This window comes from Alkalilimnicola sp. S0819 (assembly GCF_009295635.1).
GTDB lineage: Bacteria > Pseudomonadota > Gammaproteobacteria > Nitrococcales > WHIW01 > S0819.
Genome location: NZ_WHIW01000042.1, coordinates 1 through 895, shown reverse-complemented (window position 1 = coordinate 895; position 895 = coordinate 1). Strand labels below are relative to the sequence as shown.

1 protein-coding gene is annotated in these 895 nt (G+C 54.1%); it reads left to right on the top strand.

The annotated features are described in order from the left end of the window. The first annotated feature begins 493 nt into the window (after nt 1–493). On the top strand, nt 494–724 hold the full coding sequence (locus tag GBG68_RS13890; RefSeq protein ID WP_152148389.1) for a hypothetical protein: 231 nt from the start codon (nt 494–496) through the stop codon (nt 722–724). Nucleotides 725–895 lie beyond the last annotated feature (171 nt).

The window sequence follows — 895 nt, the reverse complement described above, 5'->3', positions numbered from 1 at the left end:
GTTAGAGTGCCAGCATGAAGATCGGCGCTAGCAGAGAACAATTAGAACGTGCCAGTCGGTTGATTCAACCACTAGTGCTATACGTACTGGCAGCTATGTGTTGGTCATGGTACGAAGGGGCCTCCAAACCGGAGTGGGGCCTCTTTGTATACGGGGCTGCTCTCGCTGTAATGGCGGTCCACTTCTGGCGTGTGGAGCGTTCCGTGAGCCCACTGCGTAGCTTGTTTTTTTATGTGTTACCGGTCGGGCTCGGCATATTAGGGCTTGGCGTAATGGCAAGCGTCGCAGGCGCGCTCTGACATCGGGCAGCAACGGTCAGAAGCTTCCCGGCAAGACACCGCTCACCGGCCCGTTCGGTGAAGGAGACAAGAACAAGAAGGATCGGTGGCCCGCGCTGAGCTTCGCGTTACCCCACCGGTTCTAACCCGCGGTTCAAGCCGACGACTTCGTCGCGGCTTAACCGCACGTTAGGCTTCCAACGGAGATATTCACAATGTCAAAGAAGATCGAGCACAACGGAAATACGTTCGAGATTCGCTGCGCAACGTTCGAAGATCGTTATGCGGTAGGAGTGTTTCTAAACGATTCTCAGGTAAGCCCAGAGTACTCCGCCAAAATAGATGTCGCGCAAGACTATTTCTCTCAACACAAGCAGCGCATTCTTGATGCGCTCATTGAGATTGCTGAGAGTGACATCCGCAATGACATGTACTTCAAAGCCTAACAAATCGCTGCACCTGACCGCTATTCCGCTGCGCTACATGTCGGGTCCCTGATGATTCCATCTCCCTCAGGAGTTACCCTCTATGGGTAGCGCGAGAGGTGCTCAGTGAGCTTAGGAGGAATCATCCATGAAGATCCGTCTGCATGCGAACGCTGCCACCACACCGAGGAT